The following is a 14,896-nucleotide window of genomic DNA, read 5'->3' as shown; positions in this document are numbered from 1 at the left end:
GAACGTGAGGACGGCCCCGTAGACGGGCAGGGCGTCAGGCGTCAACTCCTCCGGGGTCCCCGTAGCTTCGGCTGGAAATCCAACAGATATGCCTCTGGCCTGTATAGACAACAGGGCTCAGGTCTGGCCTATTAACCTGAGACCTCTACATAAGCGCAGGCGAGAGGCATATCCGTTGAATCCTTCGCCATTGCTACCAGGACCCCTCTACCGGGCGCTCGCCGAGCATGTGAAGGCCAGCGCGCCTACCCCGAAGCGATCGAGCAAGCACACGCCGACTTCGCGGCGGCCCTGCCGTAGGGTCCGCAGTCCTCGCGGCCAGAGAACCCGCTACAGGCGCACCAGGTAACCGGGTTCGGCATCCCCGCTCATCTGCTCGACTCCGGTTCCTGAGGAGACTCACAGGGTCGCGGGAGTGGCACCAGCCGGAATCCGGCCGTCGGTGGGCAGATCGTGTTCGGGGGCCCGCTGGTGGTCGCCGCTTACGGAGGATCTGGGCGCGAAGCCGTTTGTTCGTCGCCGTTGTTGTGGGTGCGTTGAGTGATGGTGCGTTCGAGGCCGTCGAGGAGGGCGAGGAGGCCGAATTCCTGGGTGGTGGTGGTTGAGGGGATGGTCACGGTGGTGGCAAGCAGCGGGAAGCGGCTGGCGTTGAGCAGTAGCAGGTCGCGCATGATGGGGGCGGCGCTGCCGTCCGTCCAGGTCTGAGTGCCTTGGGTGGCGGCCGGGTGGGTGGCGCGGATATGGTGGGACACCATCATGACCGCGTCGAGCCGTTCGCGTTCGGTCAGGGGGGTGTCGGTGAGGGCACTGAGGGCTGTTTCGGGCCATGCGGTCTCACGTGGTCCCATGACGCGGTCGCCCACGGTGACCGACGGCAGCCAGGGGTGGCGCCGCCAGGCGGTGGACAGTCCGCGGGCGTACTCCTCCAGCTTGGCCCGCCAGCCGGCCGCCCCGCTCAGGTCGGGGGGTGTGCCGACCGCCGCCTCGATCATGATGGCCATCAGCTCTGTCTTGCCGTTGACATAGCGGTACAGGGCCATCTTGGTGAGGCCGAGCTCGGCGGCGATGCGGTGCATGGAGACCGCCTCCAGGCCCTCGGTATCGGCGACCTTGACGGCGGTGTCGGCCAGCCGGGCGAGGTCGAAGGCGGGCCTGGGGCCTCTGATGCGCGGCTTCCGCAGGCCCCACAACAGTTCCGCCAGTGTCCTCGGATCCTCGTTGACCGCCACGTCGCCTCCCGCTTGCCATCCGCCAAAACTGTCTCTACCGTACACAGTGTTTTGGGGACACAGTTAATCTCCGGACCCGGGAGCAGGCGGTGGCCGAGGGGCCACGCCGTGAAACAAGGAGTGGGCCATGTCCAAATCAGTGCTCGACATGTCGATGTCCCTCGACGGGTACATCGCCGATCCCAACGACTTCCTCGGCGGCAACGATGGGGAGCGGCTGCACAAGTGGGCTGACTCGGACCAGCATCCCGGGCCGGTCAAGCAGTTCCAAGACGAATGGAACGGAGCTGGTGCGATCCTCGCGGGACGGCGGACCGCTGAGCTCATGGACCACTGGGGCGGCTCTCACGGCGGTCTCCCGATCTTCGTCCCCAGCCACCGGCCGCCCGGCCCGGCCGCCAGGTGGGGCTATCCGCTGGTGACCTACGTGAACGACGGGATCGAAAGCGCGATGGCGCAGGCGAAGGCCGCCGCCGGGGAACGGGACGTCCAGATTCGTGGCGGCGCGTACACGGTGCAGCAGGCCCTCGAGGCCGGAGTGCTGGATGAAGTGCAGATCCACCACATTCCAGTACTCCTGGGCGCAGGGCGCCGGTTGTTCGACGTCCTGCCGTCGGAGATCGAGTTGGAGATCATTCAGGTGCTCGACACGCCCGAGGCCACCCACATCCGCTACCGCGTCCGCCGCTGAGCCGATCGGCCACGGACCGGGCAGGGATGAGCGCGTCGCAGCGGATCGAGCTGACGTTGAGCATGACGACCGGGCCGCCACGGGCGGCGGAGCGCAGGTGGCCGGCCGTCGGGGGCAGCAGGAACGTCTCGAACCCCGGCAGGGCCCGGACCTCGCGTACCAGGGCCTCCCACCGGAGGGCCAGGCTCATCCTGCGGTCCACCGACGCCGCGACCGCGTTCAGCTCGGTCTCCTCCATCGGCGCCAGCGCGTCATCGTCGGTCCGTACCGTCGCCGCCGGCGCGTTGAGCTCGGTCCGTACGGCGCTGAGGGCGGCGGCGAGCCCCGGACGCGCCTCGCGCAGAGCGGTGATGTCGGTGGCCACGTCGAGGGACTACGCCCAGAGCACCCCGCGTCCCTGTTCGAGCAGTTCGATCGCCAGGTCCGGCCGGCCCCGCCGCAGTCGACGTCAAGTCCGGCGTCCTGCCCGACGAGGCGGTGCACTGGCTGAAGACCAACTTCTTCAAGACCGAACTCGAGCTCGGCCACTGCCTGCGCCTGCCAGCCGAGGGCCCATGCGAGTGCGACCTCTATTTGACCTGCGCCAAGTTCGTCACCACCCCGGACTACGCCCCCACGGCTCCGGGCCCGTCTAGAGGTGGAACAGCAACTGATCCAGGACGCCGACGAACGCGGTTGCACCCGCGAGGTCGAACGACATCAGGCCGTGGTCCGGCGGCTCGAAGCCCTCCTCGCTGACCTCGGACAAGGCCCCATCCAGACGACCCCTCCACCCTGCCGACGCAGATGATCGAAAGGTTTGTCGGGGTTGAATGCGAAACTCCGCACATGAATCTCTACGTTCAGGCAGCCTGACGTGTAGACGTTTGAGCCGTTCACCCTCGCGCCGACCAATGAAGAGTGGCGCAGCGCGAGAATCGCTCGCGGGGAGCTCTGCGATCAGCGGTTCCCATTTCCCGCCGGCGTGACCGACGTGATCTTCGACCGCGCGAGATCGGTCAAGGTGGACTTCACCGCGATGCGGTTGCCCTGTTTCGTTGCCTTTGGCAGCGAGTTCGACGGCTGCGACTTCACCGGCACCGCCTTCGAACAACTGTTGATGGGCAGCACCGGCACGGGCGGCGGCGGACAGGAGTGGGACGGCGCCGCGCGGCCGCAGACCGTCTTTCGCGATTGCGTGTTCCGCCGCACTCGATTCGCGGAGTTCACTGCCTTCGGCAACGTCCGGTTCGAGGGGTGCACCTTCGACCGGTCTCGCCTGCGGCAGCAGACGAACACGAGCGAGGCGGAGTTCGTCGACTGCGTCTTCCGCGGCCCGGTACGCAGCATCAACTTCTGGGGCCGCCCGGCCGATCGCGACCAGGCAGTGCTTGGCAGAGACCACAACGACTTCAGTGGCAACGACTTCACCGCCGCCGAACTCGACAACGTCTCCTTCCGCCACATCGACCTGCGGGCTCAGCGCTTTCCCGGCCTGCCCGGCTACGCGCTCCTCGACCGGATCGCCGAGCGGGCGAGTTCGGTGCTGCCGCTGGTCGACAGCTGGCCGGACGAGAAGCATCGCCAGGAGGCCCGTTCCGCACTGGAGTTCCTCGCCGACACGGCGCGCGCATGGACCGACGATCAGGCTCTGGTGAGCCCGGCGAGGCTGGGCCGCAAGCTACCGCCCGTCCTCCACGAAGAGCTGTTCGCCCCGTTCAGACGCACATCCAGCGATACATCCCGTGGCTGAGCCGCACCGCCTCGCGGGCCAGGTCCCGCAAGGCGGTGATGCGTTCGATCTCGTAGTCGTTGAGCAGCTCGTCCTCGGCATACTCACTCAGCCGCGCATTTTCTATGGCGGCGAGCGCGGCGACCGTCTCCGGCACCACCCGGTCCACGCCCGATACTTCACTGTCGTCCACGACGACCTCGCTGTCGCCGAACTCGCTGACGTCGCGTCCGCTGAGCTCGGCTACCAGGTCTCCGAGTTCGTCGATCCACCCCTTGCAGTCGACATATGGCAACTTCACGCGCGCGGGCCCGCCGGACAGAGCTCGTTCGGCTGACTGATCTGACTCTGCCGTGAAGTAGTCGACCAAGACGCCCATGGCCGAACACCTTATCGATCAAGGCGCCATGAGGACAGAGAACGTCGCTGCTTGACAGTGTCCACATAACGACCCTGGTGAACTTCGGGCTGTTCGACCTGGTCGGCAAGGCCCTCACCCCGCGGATCCGGGATTTGGGGCGGATCACGATGCTGCGCGTCGACACCCCCGGCGCGACCAACGCCCTCTACCCGCACGCCGGGCCGCTCCTGGCCGACCGGTGGAACACCGATCTGATCATCGAGTGCTATCCCGACCTGCTGCGGATGGGCGGGTCACTGAAGTTCGGCGAGGCGACCGCGTCGCTGATCGTCGGGAAGTGGTCGGCGGCGTCCCGGCAGAACACGCTGGCGACGGCGCTCAAGGAGTGGGGGCGGATGCGCCGGACCCTGCACGCGGCCCTAATAGCTACCTGTCGGATCCGGTGTACCGGCGGAAGATCTCCCAGCAGCTCAACAAGGGCGAATCCCTGCATGCCCTGCGCCGGGACCTGCACTACGCCCAGCAGGGCACCATCGTCCGCCCCACTTCCAAGACCAGACTGAGCAGGCGTGGTGCCTGACCCTGCTCACCAACGCCGTCATCACCTGGACGACCGAGTACTACGGAGTCGCGATCTCCGAGCTGCGCTCCCAGGGCCGGGAGATCCGCGATGAGCTGCTGTCGTTCATCGCCCCCGGCCACCGCGAGAACATCAACTTCTTCGGGTTCATCACCGTCGACATCGAAGCCGGACTCGCCAAGCTCGTCGAGGGCTGGCGGCCGCTGCGACCTACCGCCGTCACCGACGTGGGCACCAGCTTCCTCCTCAACCCCTGAGTCTCCCGCCTTCGCCTCGTTCGGGCTGGTCGTGGCGTTGAGCGTTTGTCGGCGTCAGATGAGTGAGTCGCGGATTGCGGCGGCTCGTTCTGGGGTGAAGACGCCGGTGTTGAGCATGTCGTGGATGGAGGTGACGGTTCCGCTGGATCCCCAGTTGCCTTCGTCGATGGTGCGGAAGTTGACCCACCAGGTGGGGGCGGGGGTGTCGGTTCCGCAGGCTTCGGCCATGGCGGCGAGGATGCGTTGGATGACGTCCGGCGCGGACGTCGGGGTTCCAGTGGGGGGGCAGACCAAGTAAGACGGAATGGGCTAATAGGGCTGGTCAGGAGACCGTCATCGACGAGGGCCGAATGGCTGGCCTGGTTGGGCAGCGCACCCTCTGATCCAGCCGCCCACCCGTGTGCCGCTGTCCGGCGTCGAGACGGGCGGCGGCATACGGTCAGCCCAGTTGGGCGGTCGCCAGCCAGCCGCGCCCGGCGTCCGCACGGTCGGGGTCGAACGCGGGCGGTGCGGGGCGTCGGCAGGCGGTGGCGGCCTCGGTGATGTCCGTCACGTCGGGCTGCCAGCCGCGCCTGGCGAGCCACGTGTCCAGGTTCTCGGCGGGGCCGCCCTGCCACAGGTCGACGAGTTCGGCGGAGATGTCCGCGCGGGCGGCGCGCAGCAGTTCGGAGTCCTCGGCGTGGTCAAGGACGAGTGTGCTCGCGGGGGCGGAGGCGGCGGTGATCCGGTCGAGGAGCAGGTCTGCGGCGCTGGGTGGGAGCGCGTAGAGAATGCCCTCGGCCAGCCAGGCGGCCGGTCGCTCCAGGTCGAAGCTGGCCGCTTCCAGCGCCTGTGGCCAGTCCTGGCGCAGGTCGGCGGCGACTTCGATGCGCTGGCACGCAGGGGTGGCATGGTGGCGAGCCAGTACGGCGCTCTTGAACGTGAGCACGTCGGCGAAGTCCAGCTCGAAGATCGTGGTGTCGGGCGGCCAGGGAAGCCTGAATGCGCGGGCGTCCAGGCCGCACGCCACGAGGACCACCTGGTCGCAGCCCTGCGCGGTCGCGTTCAGCAGCGCGCGGTCGAAGAAGCGGGTGCGTACGGCGACTTGTTCGGCCATCGCCTGCAGGAAACGTGCCGTTGCGGGTGAGGCGCCGGCGGCCCATGGAGTGGAGTCCGGGGCGACGGCCTGGAGAAAGCGCCGTGCGTAGGGGTCGTCGAACAGGCGGTCCGGGCGTTCGCTCTCTTGGGCGCGCAGGAGAGCTACTCCCAAGGCGGTCGCGCCGATCCCGGTCAGGCTGTCGGGGACGGTCGGGTCCGGTGTCATGGTGTCGTCTTTTCCTTTACGGGTGTGGTGCCCAGGGCGTGGAAGTAGTCGTTGACGGGTGCGAGGTCGATGCTGTCGCCGCGGTAGCCGACGTATTTGTCCGGGCGGATCATGTACAGGCTGGGGCGGCGGACGCCGTAGCGGTTGTGGGCCTCGCTGCGCAGGTCGGCGAAGACGCCGCCGGAGAGGCCGGATGGCAGGTGGCCGCGGGTGATGAGATGGACCTCGCCGTGCCCGGCCATCGCCTCGTATGCCGTGGCCTGCCAGTGGGCCAGGGTGGTGGAGTCGGTGGTGTCCGCGGTGAACAGCAAAAGGTGGTGGCCGGGGGTGCGGAGGAGGTGCCGCAGTGAGACCGGGCCCTGGCGGTTTTCGAGGTAGACGTCGCGCATCAGCTCGCCGGCTTCCGGTCCGGTACCGGCGATGTCACTCCACGCCCTGGCGGGGGACTCGTGCCAGCGTTGGAAGACGAGGTGGCTGTCGCGGTAGTGGACGAGGTGTTCGCCGAAGGCGTTCGACAGGCGCTGCTGCACGGGGTTGAGCCTGCCGAGCAGGCGCAGCGCGTGCCGTCTGGCTCTGCGGGCGACCAGGGTGGTGCCGGTGGCGACCTTCGTGGTGGTCGAGGTTGCCTCTACCACGGCCTTTACCACGGGCCAGCGTTCGGTCTGGTAGCTGTCCAGGAGGGATTCCTCGGCGCGGCCGGTGACGACGAGCGCGAGTTTCCAGCCCAGGTTGTAGGCGTCCTGCATGCCGGTGTTCATGCCCTGGCCGCCCACCGGGCTGTGGCTGTGCGCGGCGTCTCCGGCCAGCAGGATCCGGCCGTCGCGGAGCCGGTCGGCCAGGCTTTCGCGGGCCACGAACGACGAACTCCACTGCAGGTCGCGGACTCCAGGGTCGAGGGGGGTGCGTTCGGCGATCCAGGTGGCGAAGTCGTCCAGCCCGGGGGTGCGCGGTGGCCGGTCGTCCGGCGTGCTGGCCAGGATGCGCCAGTAGCCTCCGACCATGGGGAAGACGGCCACCAGGCCGGATCGGTCGAAGTAGACGTGGAAACGGTCCCGCGTCAGCGGCCAGTCCACGGCGACGTCGCCCAGGATGAAGCCCCGCTTCAGATCGGTCTTTGCCCGGCCGATGCCCGCCGTCTCGCGAACGGTGCTGTGGGCGCCGTCGGCACCGATCAGCCAGCCTGTTCGATACCGCTCGCGGCGGCCGTCCCCGTGCTCGAGTTCCACGCTGACGCCGTGCTCGTCCGCCTCTTGCCCGAGCAGGCGGGTGCCCCATTCGACGGTGACCCCGAGGTGCTCGGCGCGCTCACGCAGCAGCGCGACCGTCTGCCACTGCGGGATGCACAGGTCCAGCGGGAACGAGGAGTCCACGGCTGTCACGTCCATCTCGGCCAGGGTCGTCGTGCCCTGGTAGAAGTTCAGCGTGTGCAGCGGGACGCCTCGGTCGAGGGCGGCCTGGGCCAGCTCGAGGTCGTCCAGCATTTCCAGCGATCGAGCCACGATGGAGACCGCCCGGCTCTCTCGGTGGTCGGCGCTTTCGGCGTTGACGACGCGCGGGATCACGCCTCTGCGCGCCAGCTCTATGGCCAGCACCAGGCCGGTCGGTCCCGCACCGGCGATGAGGATGTCAGCGTTCACTGTCACGGATCCATCCCTAGAACGAATGATCGTTCTTTTAGAACAGCACGACCCCAACGCCAGCGTCAAGAGCGAATGTTCGTTCTCTATTGGCCGGTCTGCGCCGACGCCGACATTAGGGCCTTCAGCCCACTCCTGAACGCCGCCGGATCCGCGTGGCCGTACACCGCACGCAACACCAGGAACCCGTCCACAAGCGCCACCAGGACATCGGCCACATGCCCCGCCGGGACGTCCGCAGGCAGAAGCCCGCGCCGCTGGTGGCGGGCCACGAGGCCGCCGACCACGCTGCGCGCCTCCTGCATGACCTCCTTCAGCTTCGCGCACAACGACGGCGAGCGCAGCGCCTCCGACCACACCTGGACCAGCAACTGCGCGGACTCGCGTGAGCCGGACAGCGGCGGACGGCCGACGCCCAGCACGAGGTCGACGATGTCGTCCAGATCCGGCGGCGTCGCGTCGTCCGCCTCGAACGCCAAAGCGACCTCGGCCAGAGCTTCGGAGGCGGTCGCAGCGATGATGTCGTCCTTGCTCTTGAAGTAGCGGTAGACGGCTCCGGCCGACAGTTCCGCCTCGGCCAGCACGTCCTGCATGGACGTGGCGTGGAAGCCGTTGCGAAGGAAGCAGCGGCGGGCGGCGTCCAGGATCTGGCGGCGGCGGGCTTCGAGATGTTCTTTGGGCATGCGTGCCATGGGACAGAACGTAGAACGAACATTCGTCCTTGACAACTTCGCCGCCCACGCCATAGTGAAGGAACATTCGTTCTTTGTTGGAAGGGTTCATGCCATGTCGTTCGCCGCCACCACACTGAGCGCTCTGGTCGCTCTTGTCTTCCTGCTCGCCGGCGCTCAAAAGCTGCTGCTGCGCCCTCAGGTGACCGCCAACCTCTTGCGGCTCGGCGTGGGCTCGGCGATGACCCGAACCATCGGCGTCCTGGAGATCGCCGGTGCCCTGGGGCTTGTGGCTGGCCTCCTGTGGAGGCCGATCGCCGTAGCGGCAGCGGCCGGTCTCACGCTGCTGCTGATCGGCGCGATCGGCTATCACGTGCGCGCCCGCGACTTCGCCCATCGGCGCCACCGCTCCCACGCCACGGCTCCCGTGCTCCTGGCAGTGGTCGCCGGGGCAACCACGATGCTGCTGCTGCTGACGCCGTAACGATGACCAGGCACAAACCAGAAGGGCCATGCCCCGGACTGCCGCAGTAAATACCGGATTTACTGCGGGAGGACGGGAGGGTCGCGAACCATGAGCGCGAGCGCCGCCGAGGTGATCCCCCTCGGCCGCGACGAACCCGAGACCTACGCCGACGCGGTCGAGGCCTACCTCCGCTCCGCAGGGATCGGCGCGTCGTCCAAGCGCGCCTACAAGATCTCCCTCACCACGTGGGCGTGGCTCGCCCGCGGCGAGCAGGCGCCGCTCGGCGTCAACCGCCGCCGCGCCGTGCCGCCGGTCGTTGCATTCGCCGACCTGAACGCGCCCGGCGCGGTCGAGGCGATCACCGCCGCTTTCGTCGAGCGGGCACGCCTGGTCGACCCGAACACGGTCAACCGCGAGCTGTCGGTGATGAAGGCCGCCGTCGCCTGGTGGCGCGGCCGCGGCTGACTGACGGCCATCCCCATCGCCGGCATCGAACGCCGGCCCGCGCCGCCCGACCGCACCAAGGCCCTATCCCGCGACCAGATCGCCGACCTGTTCGCGTTGAAGGTCGCGCTGCGGGAGCAGGCGCTGTGGCGGATGCTGTACGAGACGTGCGCACGGGCGGAGGAGATTCTGACCCTCGACGTCGACGACCTGCTGCCCGACGACAAACGCGGCAAGGTCGTCTCCAAGGGCGGCGCGACCGACTGGGTGCACTGGCAGTCCGGCACCGCCCAACTCCTGCCCCGCCTCACCAAGGGCCGCAACACCGGGCCGGTGTTCCTCACCACCCGCAAAGCCCCCGCCCGCACCGCCACCAGGGACAAATGCCGGACCACCGGCCGGGCCCGCCTGTCCTACCGGCGCGCCGCCGAACTGTTCGAGTTCCACACCCGCGCTCTGGCCAATCCTGGCGTCACCGGCCCCGACGAACTCGAACTGCTCGGCGGATGGACCCTCCACCAGCTCCGCCACTCGGCGCTGACGCATGAGGCTGAGGACGGCACGAACACCCCGACCCTGCTCGCCCGTTCCCGGCATGCTTCGGTGCGCTCCTTGGAGCGGTACGCCCGGCCAGGCGTCGACGCCGTGGCCGACCACGTCGCCTCCCGCGACCCCGCCGCCGCCCGACGCAAACACCGATGACCGGGAGCTGACCGATCCGCGAATCCCGAAGGCTCCGCTGGCCACGGGTGGGTTCGTTGGATTCTCCGCTGTTGCTGCCCGACGGTCCTGTGCTCGGGGCCGCTCCCGATAGTTCCAGGGCCTGAACGCTCCACCAGCGGATGGATCGGGGTTGACAACCCTCTCCAAGCAGGCGTCCAGCGTGCCGATCAACCCACCTAAGAGCCGGTGTTAACGCAGGTCAGCGGCGGGTTCGTTGGATTTTCGGCCAAGGCCACTGAGCCCCCGGGACCACCCACCCACGACCCGGTCGACGTTGCCGCTGACGCCTGCAGGCGCTTCGCCACACATCTGGAGTTGCTGGCACACCAGCTCGGCGAGGCCGCCCTGGAACCGGGCGATCGTGAGCGCTTGGCCGCCGCGCTGAAGGCGGTCGAGAAAGTGGTCGAGAAAGTGGTCGCCAAGGTGGCCGCGAACGTTGGCTCGGCGGAGAGTTGACCGTTCCCACAGCCTGTTTACGGGCTGCGCTGACGTGCTGGCTCAGCGGAATCGGTCGTAGACCATGGCGAGTTCGCCCAGCTCGCCGGTCTCCTGGCGGGTGAGCGTCCATTTCGTAGCCGGCAGGCCGTCGTCGAACAGTCGTTGGCCGCCTCCGGCGATCTCGGGGAAGATCATGAGGTAGAGCCGATCGAGCAGGTCTGCCGACAGGAGTGGCTTGATGATGCTGGCGCTGCTGTTGACGAGGATGTCGCCTTCACCGCTGGTCTTGAGCTCGGTGACGACGTCTGCGGCGGGGGCGTTCACCACGCGGGCGCGTTCCCACGGTGCGTCGGTCAGGGTGGTCGACAAGACTACCTTTTCCGTGTCGACCAGCCACTTGGCGTATCCGCGGTCGCGCGGATCGGCGTTGTCGTCTTCGGCGACCGACGGCCAGTAACCCAGGAATCCCTCGGCGTTGATCCGGCCGAGCAGTACCGTCGTCGCGTGCTCCCACATGCGGGTCATGTGGTTGCGGGCGACGTCGCTGGTTACATACGGGGCGAACGCGGCGAAATCGCCGGGCCCGCCGGGACCGTTGTAGCGTCCGTCGAGGGTGAGGCTCAGGTTCGCGGTCACCCTGCGACCGGTCGTGTTCGTCATTTCGTGCTCCTTGTATTGGTGTTGTGCGTGTCGGTGTTGTACGTGGTGAGGGTCGCCGCAAGCTTGTCGAGGGTCTGGCCGTAGCCGATCTCGATGCCCGCGATGAAGTCCGCGGAGTCGACGGTGCTGTCGGTGATCTGAACTTGAACGTCGAGGTCGGTGCCGGTGTCGGTGGGCCGTAGGTCGAAGGCGACGTGGGTGGTGAAGGCGATGTCGCCGCTGGGAAGCATCGGGGAGGAGCGGTAGGCGAGGCGCTCGCCGGGGCGTACATCGTCGACGACTCCCTGCGCGCGCCCGGCGACCAGGTCGGAGCCGTCGGCGTCCTCGGCGTCGCGGTATTCCAGGACGATCCGTCCACCCGGTCGCGCCTCGAAGACGAGTTCGGAGACGCGCAGGTCGTCGGGCGTCCACCAGCGGGCGAGCAGGGGCGTTTCGGTGAGGTGGCGCCAGATCAGCTCGGGGCGCTGCGTCAGCGACCGGAGGAACCTGAACGAGCGGCCGTCGGCCCACCCCGGCTCCTCCGCGGCGAGTCGCTCCGCCTGGAGGCTGAGCCCGTACCGGTCGTAGGTCTCGCGCGGGCCGCCGGCCTGCTCTGCGGTGTCGGCGAGCCGGCTGAGCGCCGCTGCCAGGTGGCGCAGCGGAGCGGAGCGGAGCGCGTAGACGCGGCGCTGGCCGGTGCGCTGGGAGGTGACGACGCCGGCGCGCTCGAGGGTCTGCAGGTGCTTGGTCGTCTGCGGCTGGCGCGCCTCGGCGAGCTGGGCGAGGACGCCGACCGAGCGGGGCCGCTCGGCCAGCAGGGTCACTAGCCGCCAGCGGGCCGGGTCGGCCAGTGCGATGAGAAGTGCGTCCGCTGTCTCCATAGGCAGAAGTATTCGCCATAACGAATATTCGTGTCAAGGAATAGTTTGGGTGAGCCGGGAATCGGCCGAGCAGGCCCGGAACTCCCATAGCTCCGGCGAGCCGCCACTCGGTTGATCAGTGGGTACGGCGGCGGGGTGCCAGGACCAGGGTCCACCTGCTGATCAGCTCATTCCTGTTCCCAGTCGGTACGCACGTCGGAGTTCCTCCCCAGGCCCATGCCATCAACGGGCCCGATCACCATCGAGAAGCCCGGCCGTCGCGGGCATGCGAAAGGGCCCGCCGGTGGCGGGCCCTTGGGTCTGCGGGGTGGCGCGGTGCGGCGCCGGTGTCGGTGGGCGTGCTACTCGTCGCGGTCGGCCGGCCTGGGCAGGGGGCGCTGTTCGGCGTATCCCCGGATCCACGCGGTGCGCAGGGTCGACGTTCCCGGGTAGGGGCAGACGGTTGGCGGGTCGCCGCGGCGGCCTGCTTCGCGGCCGGCCGTGACTGCCTTAGTGTTGTCCTCGCGCGTGCCCATGCTGCGCCCTTTCCAGCTGTGACGTAGACGAACGGAAGTTCTGTGTCACGGTTGGGATGGGCCGAAGGCTCTGCCGCGAGCATGTGTTCCGCGCTCCTGAGTGGAGTGACGCATGTCACGTCGCGTCCTGTCATGTAGCTGTGATCCCCGGTGTCTTGAGGGCATGACCGAACACAACACATCCCACAAGGTCGTGGTCATCGGTGGCGGCTACGCCGGAACGCTGGCGGCCAACCGTCTGCGGATGCGCGACAACGTTGACATCACTCTGGTCAATCCCCGCCCGGAGTTCGTCGAACGCATCCGGCTGCACCAGTTCGTGGCCCGTACCGGCGACGCCACGATCGACTACGGCACGCTGCTCGGCGAGGGCATCCAACTGGTCGTCGACAGCGCAACGCGCATTGACACCGCCGCCCGCACCGTGCGGCTGGCGTCGGGCCGCGCGCTGGACTACGACTACATCATCTACGCCGTCGGCAGCACCGGCGCGGTCCCCTCGGTGCCAGGCGCGGCCGAATTCGCTTGGCCCATCGCGGAATTGGAGTCCGCGCAGCGGCTGCGCGCCAGGCTGGAGGAGTTGCCCCTCGATGCTCCGGTCACTGTGGTTGGCGGCGGATTGACCGGCGTCGAGACGGCCGCCGAACTGGCCGAACAAGGGCGCAAGGTCACGCTGGTGTGTGGCCGGACCCTGGCGCCCTACCTGAGCGCAGGGGGGCGCCGATACGTCGCCAAATGGCTGACCCGCCATGATGTCGCCGTGCTCGAGGGCGGCGCGGTGACCGAGGTTCGGCCGGACGCGGTCGTCCTGGCCGACGGTTCTGCCGACAGTGTGGTACGTCCGAGCGCACTGACCATCTGGACGGCCGGTTTCGGACTGCCGGAGCTGGCGGCTGCGAGCGGGCTGCGCACCGACGCGCTCGGGCGGCTGCTCACCGACGAGACGCTGACCAGCATCGACGACGACCGCATCGTCGCGGCCGGGGACGCCGCCGCACCGTCGGGCCAGCCGCTGCGGATGAGCGGCTACGCCGCCGGGCCGCTCGGAGCGCAGGCCGCCGACACCGTGCTGAGCCGCATCGCGGGGACCGAACCGGCGATGATCAATCTGGCCTTCACGGGCGCGTGCGTCAGCCTCGGCCGGCACGCCGGCATCAGACAGATCGCCGGTAAGGACGACACCGCCGTGAACGTCTACATCCCCGGCCGCATGGGCGCAATAATCAAGGAAGTGACCTGCAAGTTCGTGGTGTCGAAGAGGATCCGCGGCGAGGCACGCAAGCCCGGTTCCATGGGCTGGCCCAAGGGTGGCCCGCGCCCGGACCAGTCGGCCTCCGCTGCGCGGGCGGTCACCTCCCCGTGAGCGCCGACGAGCACGCCGAGCGGTTCACCGTGTTGCGGCCGCTGCTGTTCACGATCGTGTACGAGATCCTCGGCTCGGCGACCGAATCCGACGACGTGCTGCAGGACAGCTATCTGCGGTGGGCCAAGGTGGATCTCGCGGCGGTGCGGGACACCAAGTCGTATCTGGCGCGGCTGGTGACCCGGCAGGCGCTCAACGCCTTGCGGGCGAGCACGCGCCGTCGCGAGGAGTACATCGGCTCCTGGCTGCCCGAGCCGCTGCTGCTGGAGGAGAACGACGCGTCGGCCGATGTGGTGCTCGCCGAGTCGGTGTCGATGGCGATGCTCGTACTGCTCGAAACGCTCACCCCCAATGAACGCGCGGTGTTCGTGCTACGCGAGGTGTTCGGGTTCGACTACGACGAGATCGCCGCAGCGGTGGGCAAGTCCGTGGCGACGGTGCACCAGATGGCGCACCGAGCCCGCGGGCACGTACAGGCGCGGCGTAGACGTTTCGACCCCGTCGACGCTGGGACGACCACGCAGATCACCGAGCAGTTCATGTCCGCGGCGGCGACCGGTGACATGGAGGGGCTGCTCTCGCTGCTCGCGCCGGACGCCACGTGGACCGCCGACAGCGGCGGCAAGGTCACCGCGGCGCGCCAGCCGGTGGTGGGCGCGGCGAAAGTGGCCGTGCTTGTCACGGAACTGTTCCGCGTGGGGCGGCTGCCGGACTCGCGGATCGAGATGGTCAACTGCAACAACGCGCCCGCGATGGCCGCCTACGACGGCGATCACCTGGTAGGCGTCTGCCTGTTCGAGGTCGGCGACAGGAAGATCACCAACTTCTACGTCATCCGCAACCCGGACAAACTCCTCGCCCTGACGGTTCCGCGTCAGATCAGCCGGTAGGAGTCGGCAAGCCACAGCGCAGTAGGTCGCGATCGCACATGTCTGGCGCAAGCGAAGTTGCCGCTGCAGATGCGCCGCCGCAGGAGACACGTCCTGT

18 protein-coding genes and 2 pseudogenes are annotated in these 14,896 nt (G+C 68.4%); 10 read left to right on the top strand and 10 right to left on the bottom strand.

Annotated elements, in window-relative coordinates; all coding sequences use genetic code 11:
• Positions 1-482: 482 nt before the first annotated feature.
• The gene (locus AB0J87_RS37545) at positions 483-1,229 is read right to left on the bottom strand and encodes a TetR/AcrR family transcriptional regulator (RefSeq protein ID WP_363973366.1); all 747 of its coding nucleotides are present in this window, start codon (positions 1,227-1,229) and stop codon (positions 483-485) included.
• Between the two features lie 127 nt (positions 1,230-1,356).
• Here AB0J87_RS37545 and AB0J87_RS37540 point away from each other — a divergent pair, with 127 nt between their 5' ends.
• Positions 1,357-1,920, top strand: a complete 564-nt coding sequence (locus tag AB0J87_RS37540) for a dihydrofolate reductase family protein (protein WP_350742320.1) — start codon at positions 1,357-1,359, stop codon at positions 1,918-1,920.
• Here AB0J87_RS37540 and AB0J87_RS37535 read toward each other — a convergent pair.
• The gene (locus tag AB0J87_RS37535) at positions 1,862-2,284 is read right to left on the bottom strand and encodes a hypothetical protein (RefSeq protein ID WP_363973362.1); all 423 of its coding nucleotides are present in this window, start codon (positions 2,282-2,284) and stop codon (positions 1,862-1,864) included. The two genes, AB0J87_RS37540 and AB0J87_RS37535, sit on opposite strands and share 59 nt — an antisense overlap.
• Before the next feature lie 600 nt (positions 2,285-2,884).
• On the opposite strand from AB0J87_RS37535, the gene AB0J87_RS37530 reads away from it, so the two are divergent.
• Positions 2,885-3,652: a hypothetical protein gene (locus AB0J87_RS37530; RefSeq protein ID WP_363973360.1), complete on the top strand. Its 768-nt coding sequence runs from the start codon at positions 2,885-2,887 to the stop codon at positions 3,650-3,652.
• Here the strand turns inward: AB0J87_RS37530 and AB0J87_RS37525 are convergent.
• Complete coding sequence (locus AB0J87_RS37525; RefSeq protein ID WP_363973357.1) at positions 3,618-4,010, bottom strand: hypothetical protein; 393 nt, start codon at positions 4,008-4,010, stop codon at positions 3,618-3,620. The two genes, AB0J87_RS37530 and AB0J87_RS37525, sit on opposite strands and share 35 nt — an antisense overlap.
• Positions 4,011-4,087: 77 nt before the next feature.
• Here AB0J87_RS37525 and AB0J87_RS37520 point away from each other — a divergent pair.
• Together AB0J87_RS37520 and AB0J87_RS37515 are read left to right on the top strand one after the other, a co-directional pair.
• Positions 4,088-4,396: pseudogene (locus AB0J87_RS37520) on the top strand (Tn3 family transposase); the annotation flags it as partial.
• Positions 4,330-4,829, top strand: a pseudogene (locus AB0J87_RS37515) (Tn3 family transposase). The pseudogenes AB0J87_RS37520 and AB0J87_RS37515, both read left to right, overlap by 67 nt.
• Positions 4,830-4,883: 54 nt before the next feature.
• On the opposite strand, the gene AB0J87_RS37510 reads toward AB0J87_RS37515, so the two are convergent.
• The 4 genes from AB0J87_RS37510 to AB0J87_RS37495 form a co-directional block, all read right to left on the bottom strand.
• Positions 4,884-5,057, bottom strand: a complete 174-nt coding sequence (locus AB0J87_RS37510; protein ID WP_363973354.1) for a hypothetical protein — start codon at positions 5,055-5,057, stop codon at positions 4,884-4,886.
• Between the two features lie 211 nt (positions 5,058-5,268).
• The gene (locus tag AB0J87_RS37505; RefSeq protein ID WP_363973351.1) at positions 5,269-6,132 is read right to left on the bottom strand and encodes an SAM-dependent methyltransferase; all 864 of its coding nucleotides are present in this window, start codon (positions 6,130-6,132) and stop codon (positions 5,269-5,271) included.
• On the bottom strand, positions 6,129-7,775 hold the full coding sequence (locus tag AB0J87_RS37500; RefSeq protein WP_363973348.1) for an FAD-dependent monooxygenase: 1,647 nt from the start codon (positions 7,773-7,775) through the stop codon (positions 6,129-6,131). The genes AB0J87_RS37505 and AB0J87_RS37500 overlap by 4 nt, the downstream gene beginning before the upstream one ends.
• 80 nt (positions 7,776-7,855) lie before the next feature.
• Positions 7,856-8,452 carry a TetR/AcrR family transcriptional regulator gene (locus AB0J87_RS37495; protein ID WP_363973345.1) on the bottom strand — a complete coding sequence of 199 codons (597 nt, stop codon included), beginning with the start codon at positions 8,450-8,452 and terminating at the stop codon, positions 7,856-7,858.
• Here AB0J87_RS37495 and AB0J87_RS37490 point away from each other — a divergent pair.
• The 4 genes from AB0J87_RS37490 (at position 8,451) to AB0J87_RS37475 (ending at position 10,529) form a co-directional block, all read left to right on the top strand.
• Positions 8,451-8,924, top strand: coding sequence for a DoxX family protein (locus tag AB0J87_RS37490; protein WP_363973342.1), 474 nt, complete (start codon positions 8,451-8,453; stop codon positions 8,922-8,924). The genes AB0J87_RS37495 and AB0J87_RS37490 overlap by 2 nt on opposite strands.
• A gap of 90 nt (positions 8,925-9,014) precedes the next feature.
• Positions 9,015-9,371 carry a hypothetical protein gene (locus AB0J87_RS37485; protein ID WP_363973339.1) on the top strand — a complete coding sequence of 119 codons (357 nt, stop codon included), beginning with the start codon at positions 9,015-9,017 and terminating at the stop codon, positions 9,369-9,371.
• Positions 9,372-10,052, top strand: coding sequence for a tyrosine-type recombinase/integrase (locus AB0J87_RS37480; RefSeq protein WP_363974053.1), 681 nt, complete (start codon positions 9,372-9,374; stop codon positions 10,050-10,052).
• A gap of 207 nt (positions 10,053-10,259) precedes the next feature.
• Complete coding sequence (locus tag AB0J87_RS37475) at positions 10,260-10,529, top strand: hypothetical protein (protein ID WP_363973336.1); 270 nt, start codon at positions 10,260-10,262, stop codon at positions 10,527-10,529.
• A gap of 42 nt (positions 10,530-10,571) precedes the next feature.
• Here the strand turns inward: AB0J87_RS37475 and AB0J87_RS37470 are convergent, their stop codons facing one another.
• The 3 genes from AB0J87_RS37470 to AB0J87_RS37460 all read right to left on the bottom strand — a co-directional run bounded on the left by AB0J87_RS37470 (position 10,572) and on the right by AB0J87_RS37460 (position 12,546).
• On the bottom strand, positions 10,572-11,171 hold the full coding sequence (locus AB0J87_RS37470) for a dihydrofolate reductase family protein (RefSeq protein WP_363973333.1): 600 nt from the start codon (positions 11,169-11,171) through the stop codon (positions 10,572-10,574).
• Entirely contained in the window at positions 11,168-12,031 is an 864-nt protein-coding gene (locus tag AB0J87_RS37465) for a metalloregulator ArsR/SmtB family transcription factor (RefSeq protein ID WP_363973330.1), read from the bottom strand. Before AB0J87_RS37465 ends, AB0J87_RS37470 begins: the two co-directional genes overlap by 4 nt.
• A 341-nt stretch (positions 12,032-12,372) precedes the next feature.
• Entirely contained in the window at positions 12,373-12,546 is a 174-nt protein-coding gene (locus tag AB0J87_RS37460) for an Rmf/CrpP fold protein (protein ID WP_363973327.1), read from the bottom strand.
• Between the two features lie 163 nt (positions 12,547-12,709).
• On the opposite strand from AB0J87_RS37460, the gene AB0J87_RS37455 reads away from it, so the two are divergent.
• Positions 12,710-13,909 carry an FAD-dependent oxidoreductase gene (locus AB0J87_RS37455; RefSeq protein ID WP_363973324.1) on the top strand — a complete coding sequence of 400 codons (1,200 nt, stop codon included), beginning with the start codon at positions 12,710-12,712 and terminating at the stop codon, positions 13,907-13,909.
• Positions 13,906-14,799 (top strand): RNA polymerase sigma factor SigJ, encoded by an 894-nt coding sequence (gene sigJ / locus AB0J87_RS37450; RefSeq protein WP_363973321.1) that lies wholly within the window; start codon positions 13,906-13,908, stop codon positions 14,797-14,799. Before AB0J87_RS37455 ends, sigJ begins: the two co-directional genes overlap by 4 nt.
• Positions 14,800-14,896: the final 97 nt, after the last annotated feature.

This window comes from Nonomuraea sp. NPDC049625 (genome assembly GCF_040675285.1).
Taxonomy (GTDB): Bacteria; Actinomycetota; Actinomycetes; order Streptosporangiales; family Streptosporangiaceae; genus Nonomuraea; species Nonomuraea angiospora_A.
The sequence above is the reverse complement of the archived record's forward strand: the minus strand, read 5'-3'. Positions and strand labels throughout refer to the sequence as shown.

Excerpts from the sequence above, each read along its gene's own strand:
- AB0J87_RS37470 (WP_363973333.1), bottom strand. The coding sequence starts at position 11,171 with ATGACGAACACGACCGGTCGCAGGGTGACCGCGAACCTGAGCCTCACC.
- AB0J87_RS37525 (WP_363973357.1), bottom strand. The coding sequence starts at position 4,010 with ATGGGCGTCTTGGTCGACTACTTCACGGCAGAGTCAGATCAGTCAGCC.
- AB0J87_RS37485 (WP_363973339.1), top strand. The coding sequence starts at position 9,015 with ATGAGCGCGAGCGCCGCCGAGGTGATCCCCCTCGGCCGCGACGAACCC.
- AB0J87_RS37490 (WP_363973342.1), top strand. The coding sequence starts at position 8,451 with ATGCGTGCCATGGGACAGAACGTAGAACGAACATTCGTCCTTGACAAC.
- AB0J87_RS37460 (WP_363973327.1), bottom strand. The coding sequence starts at position 12,546 with ATGGGCACGCGCGAGGACAACACTAAGGCAGTCACGGCCGGCCGCGAA.
- AB0J87_RS37540 (WP_350742320.1), top strand. The coding sequence starts at position 1,357 with ATGTCCAAATCAGTGCTCGACATGTCGATGTCCCTCGACGGGTACATC.
- AB0J87_RS37510 (WP_363973354.1), bottom strand. The coding sequence starts at position 5,057 with ATGGCCGAAGCCTGCGGAACCGACACCCCCGCCCCCACCTGGTGGGTC.
- AB0J87_RS37505 (WP_363973351.1), bottom strand. The coding sequence starts at position 6,132 with ATGACACCGGACCCGACCGTCCCCGACAGCCTGACCGGGATCGGCGCG.
- AB0J87_RS37495 (WP_363973345.1), bottom strand. The coding sequence starts at position 8,452 with ATGCCCAAAGAACATCTCGAAGCCCGCCGCCGCCAGATCCTGGACGCC.
- AB0J87_RS37465 (WP_363973330.1), bottom strand. The coding sequence starts at position 12,031 with ATGGAGACAGCGGACGCACTTCTCATCGCACTGGCCGACCCGGCCCGC.
- AB0J87_RS37455 (WP_363973324.1), top strand. The coding sequence starts at position 12,710 with ATGACCGAACACAACACATCCCACAAGGTCGTGGTCATCGGTGGCGGC.